General features: G+C 33.8%; 6 protein-coding genes. All 6 read left to right on the plus strand.

Annotated elements, in window-relative coordinates:
* Nucleotides 1-69 precede the first annotated feature (69 nt).
* The 6 genes from Q1B07_RS26150 (at nt 70) to Q1B07_RS26175 (ending at nt 4,178) form a co-directional block, all read left to right on the plus strand.
* Nucleotides 70-960, plus strand: coding sequence for a sulfite exporter TauE/SafE family protein (locus Q1B07_RS26150; protein ID WP_299095613.1), 891 nt, complete (start codon nt 70-72; stop codon nt 958-960).
* Nucleotides 961-1,089: 129 nt separating this feature from the next.
* Nucleotides 1,090-1,635 carry an NADPH-dependent FMN reductase gene (ssuE, locus tag Q1B07_RS26155; RefSeq protein WP_299095610.1) on the plus strand — a complete coding sequence of 182 codons (546 nt, stop codon included), beginning with the start codon at nt 1,090-1,092 and terminating at the stop codon, nt 1,633-1,635.
* Between the two features lie 123 nt (nt 1,636-1,758).
* Entirely contained in the window at nt 1,759-1,923 is a 165-nt protein-coding gene (locus Q1B07_RS26160) for a Fur-regulated basic protein FbpA (protein ID WP_299095607.1), read from the plus strand.
* 167 nt (nt 1,924-2,090) lie between these two features.
* Nucleotides 2,091-2,462: a hypothetical protein gene (locus Q1B07_RS26165; protein WP_299095605.1), complete on the plus strand. Its 372-nt coding sequence runs from the start codon at nt 2,091-2,093 to the stop codon at nt 2,460-2,462.
* Nucleotides 2,463-3,221: 759 nt separating this feature from the next.
* Nucleotides 3,222-3,410 carry a YezD family protein gene (locus tag Q1B07_RS26170; protein WP_299095603.1) on the plus strand — a complete coding sequence of 63 codons (189 nt, stop codon included), beginning with the start codon at nt 3,222-3,224 and terminating at the stop codon, nt 3,408-3,410.
* Between the two features lie 252 nt (nt 3,411-3,662).
* Complete coding sequence (locus Q1B07_RS26175) at nt 3,663-4,178, plus strand: class I SAM-dependent methyltransferase (RefSeq protein ID WP_299095600.1); 516 nt, start codon at nt 3,663-3,665, stop codon at nt 4,176-4,178.
* The last annotated feature ends 13 nt before the right edge of the window (nt 4,179-4,191 follow it).

A 4,191-nucleotide genomic window follows, 5' to 3' on the forward strand; every position in this document is an offset into this window, starting at 1 on the left:
CGCTCGAGGTACAAAACTTATTTCATTACGTTTTGTGCCTTGAGCGAAGCGAAAGGAATGGGTATAAAAATGAAAAAGTTAATCATCTTTGCTCTAATTGGTTTATTGGCACAATTTATTGATGGTGCTTTAGGAATGGCCTATGGCGTAACATCATCTTCGCTATTGCTGGCATTCGGCATTGCCCCTGCAGTTGCTTCTGCTTCTGTTCATTTTGCCGAGGTAGTGACGACTGCAGCTTCTGGTGCTTCCCATATTAAATTTGGAAATGTTGACAAACAAACCGTTTATCGACTTATCATCCCGGGATCAATCGGTGCATTTTTGGGGGCAACCTTTTTAAGTAATTTACCAGGAGATTTGGCAAAACCCTATATTTCTATTTTTCTGTTATTATTAGGTGTTTATGTACTTATAAGATTTCTTTTTAAGTTTCGTCAAATTGAAGGAAAAGAAAGAGTTACCTTAACACGAAAAAAATCAATTCCATTAGGATTAATTGCAGGCTTTGCCGATGCAACAGGAGGGGGAGGATGGGGTCCGATCGCCACACCTGTCTTATTATCACAAAAAGGAATGAGTCCCCGCAAAGTCGTTGGCACAGTTGATACAAGTGAATTTGCTATTGCAGTTTCTGCGACACTAGGCTTTTTGATTTCCTTAGGGTGGGAAGAAGTCAATTGGTTATGGGTTGGTGCCTTAATGGTGGGCGGCATTATTGCTGCTCCGATTGCAGCATGGCTCGTTCAAAAAATACACGCTCAATTAATGGGTGTCCTTGTCGGCGGATTTATCATTTTAGTAAATGCAAGAACAATCTTACAAACATGGGTTGAAAATACTGCCGTTTATCCAGCAGTTTATATAGGAATTACGATTCTCTGGATTATAGGAATTGTATATGTGTTATTAAAAATAGGAAACGGTAAAAAAGATCAAAAAATCGAATTAGATTCATAAGCCGACTAGAAAGCTAGAGGATCTCAGATTATGTGATTCCTATTACGTAAAATGGGAGTCTTTTTGCAGATGCTTTTTGTGATATAGAAAGGAAAACTACTTAAACTATATAAAAAGGAGAGGATTTAATTGGCAAAAGTAGCTATCATTACAGGTGCACCTAATGATCATTCACGTTTAAATGGCATATTAAATTTTGCAATTACTAAACTTGGAAAAGAAAAAATTTCCTTTGATATTATTAAGGTTCATACATTGTCAGCAGATGATTTATTAACCGCTAAATTTGATAGTGAGGCAATAATTAATGCTAATAGGATAGTAGAGAAAGCGGAAGGAGTTATTGTTTTAACACCAGTATACAAAGCATCGTATTCCGGGATCTTAAAAACCTATCTTGATTTACTTCCTCAGAAAGGTTTTGAAAATAAGATTGTTCTCCCCCTTGTTTTAGGAGGATCATTTGGTCACCTCTTGGTAATTGAATATGCATTAAATCCCGTCCTATCCTCATTAGGAGCTAAACACATCGTAAATGGCGTATATACAATTGATCATCAAATAGAACGTGTCGATAAAAATCAATTCTCACTTCATGAAGAAGCACAACAAAGATTAAACAAAGGTCTGGAGTCATTTATCAATACGATAAAAAAAGATGAGATTGTTTATTAACGATATGTTTAGTTATTTTTTGTAAATGATACATGGAACTAAACCAACTGGATAACTAGAGGTTAAATGTACTGTAAGTCTCTTTGATTTAAGAAATACGAATATTAAGGGGAGGTACAATCAATGAGCCAGTTGCGCGAAGCAGTTTTTCGCAGAAAAGAGAAATTAATTCAAAAGCTATTAGCGTTAGGAATTTATAAAAAGGAAGAACACCATTTATATGAATTAACATTATCTGAAATTGAAACGGAATACCTCAATGAAATAAAAAGGAAAAAGCCGAACTGATAACAAAAGAGCTTGGTTAGAATCATTAAATAAAGTTATGTACATTCTCTCATTATATAACTTGGATGGATAAGCAGGTCGTTTTCAAGTGGACATGGAAGATCATTTAACCGGGAGCAACGGCTACTTTAACTACCTAATAAATCCGCGAAGGAGGATATTTTTATATGGCAAAAAATAATTTAAGCATATTTGATATACCTCAGGACAAAAGGAAAAAGAGCTTGCTAGAAAATGAGTATTTGAATTTGCCTGATTTAAGCTTTTATAACAGATGCAAACAGCAATTTCATATAAATAAAGGCGTATACAACACAATTGATAACTGGTTTTATGAATACGGCATTATACATGTCGTTTATAGACGAATTTACATTTTAGCTTTTTTGGGATTTGTAAAAGAAAACAGTCCTGAGTTAGACCCCCATAAATTTATTAGATTTGGCCATGGCGGGCTGACTATGAAACTAAAGGAGTTTACATCCGCATATTTCCGTTATAAAGAAAATGGTTATACAGATATTTTTTCTATAAAATGATGTGACTTGATGACTAAGGATAGGGCTAAAACAACAATCGAAAGAGGGAAAATAAAACGAGAAACTTTATTAAGGATCCGCTGCAATAGACCATTTTCAAGGATAGAAAGTATGTCCTTGGAAAAATAAATCATCTCAAAATTCCGACTAAATTGATAAGATAAGTCAATGTTATTTAGATGATGATGGTGATGAACAAGCTTATTTCTTATATGTCGAGTTATTTGGAGAAAGGAACTAGAAAATTAAATAATTTCGTTAAAATGAAGCGGCTGTCTCAAAAGGATTAATCTTTTTGAGACAACCTCTCTCTTTGGTGGAGAATGTTGTACTATCCAAAAAAAGTTGTTCAAAAGAATTTAAAGGAAATTTTTTGTTTTTTGTGGTTGATTTATCCATTAATACATAATATGATTATTGAAAAACCGATATATCCCATCGTAATGCTTGGTTTTATGTTGTTGCAAACATACTCAAATATGTTTCATTATATCATTCTATTATCCATAACAATTTATTAAAAATAATTTAAGGTTGATCTAGTTACTCGACATTAAAAGGAAAATGAAATCAATATTGATGAGGTGATACGTAACTATGAAGGTCCATTATTACAAAATATAAACCATGTCTGTTAGAACAAGGCATTAATACCACTTTGGTCTTTAGTTAGAAATACCATGGCATATGTACTCGAACACACAACGCTTGAAGATTTACTTCTAAACCATATTTTTTTATTGGAAGGGGAGAACCTCATTGTCTACAAAAAATAAGATCGATCAAGAAATCATCGATAAAATTATTTCGCTATTGGAAAATATTGAATATGGTACGGTACAAATCACTGTCCATGATTCACAGGTAACACAAATCGAGAAAGGCGAGAAATATCGATTTGCCTTAAAGAAAGGCAGTGAGAAGCTAAAACGCATAAATGGTCATTAGTTTTTTACGTGTTTACACATCAGATGTATTTTTCCTTCGAAAGACTAACTTAAATAAAACCAATTATTTGAGTTAGTCTTGTTCCTCTTAAACTATATTTTCTTACATAAAATTATTTTTCCAAACCCTCACTGAAAAATAAAACGTGACAGTTTTAAAAGGCCATCATCAAACTAAACGAAGAACCGTTTTGTTCATAAAATCATACTATACCTATATGATTAATCAATATACGCTGAATAGGTGATAAATATGGGTAGAGAATTTATTGAACTTTTTGATGAATGGTCAACATCGTATGACAATTCAGTCACAGGAAATGAAATTGAATATCGGGAAGTATTTAAAGACTACGAGCACATTCTTGAGAGAGTTGCAGAGCTTTCGTATGGCCATGTATTAGAGTTTGGTGCAGGGACAGGAAACCTGACGAAAAAATTATTTGCATTAGGATGTAAGGTTACAGCGATTGAACCGTCACACGCAATGAGAATGATAGCTAATGATAAATTAAATGGAAAGGTAAAAATAGTTGATGGTGATTTTTTGCATTTTCCAAAGCCTGAATATGTTGATTCCATTGTAAGTACGTACGCATTTCACCATTTAACAAATGAAGAAAAAGCAAAAGCAATTGATGCATTTCAAAGACTATTAAAACCAGGTGGGAAATTGGTATTTGCGGATACGATCTTTACGACTAGTGAGTATTGCGGACAGATTGAGCCATCAGTGCGGAGATTTGAGCCACTATTTGCGGTCAACTGAGCCATTAAGTGCG

Origin of the sequence: uncultured Metabacillus sp., assembly GCF_947503125.1 — a bacterium.
Taxonomy (GTDB): Bacteria; Bacillota; Bacilli; order Bacillales; family Bacillaceae; genus Metabacillus.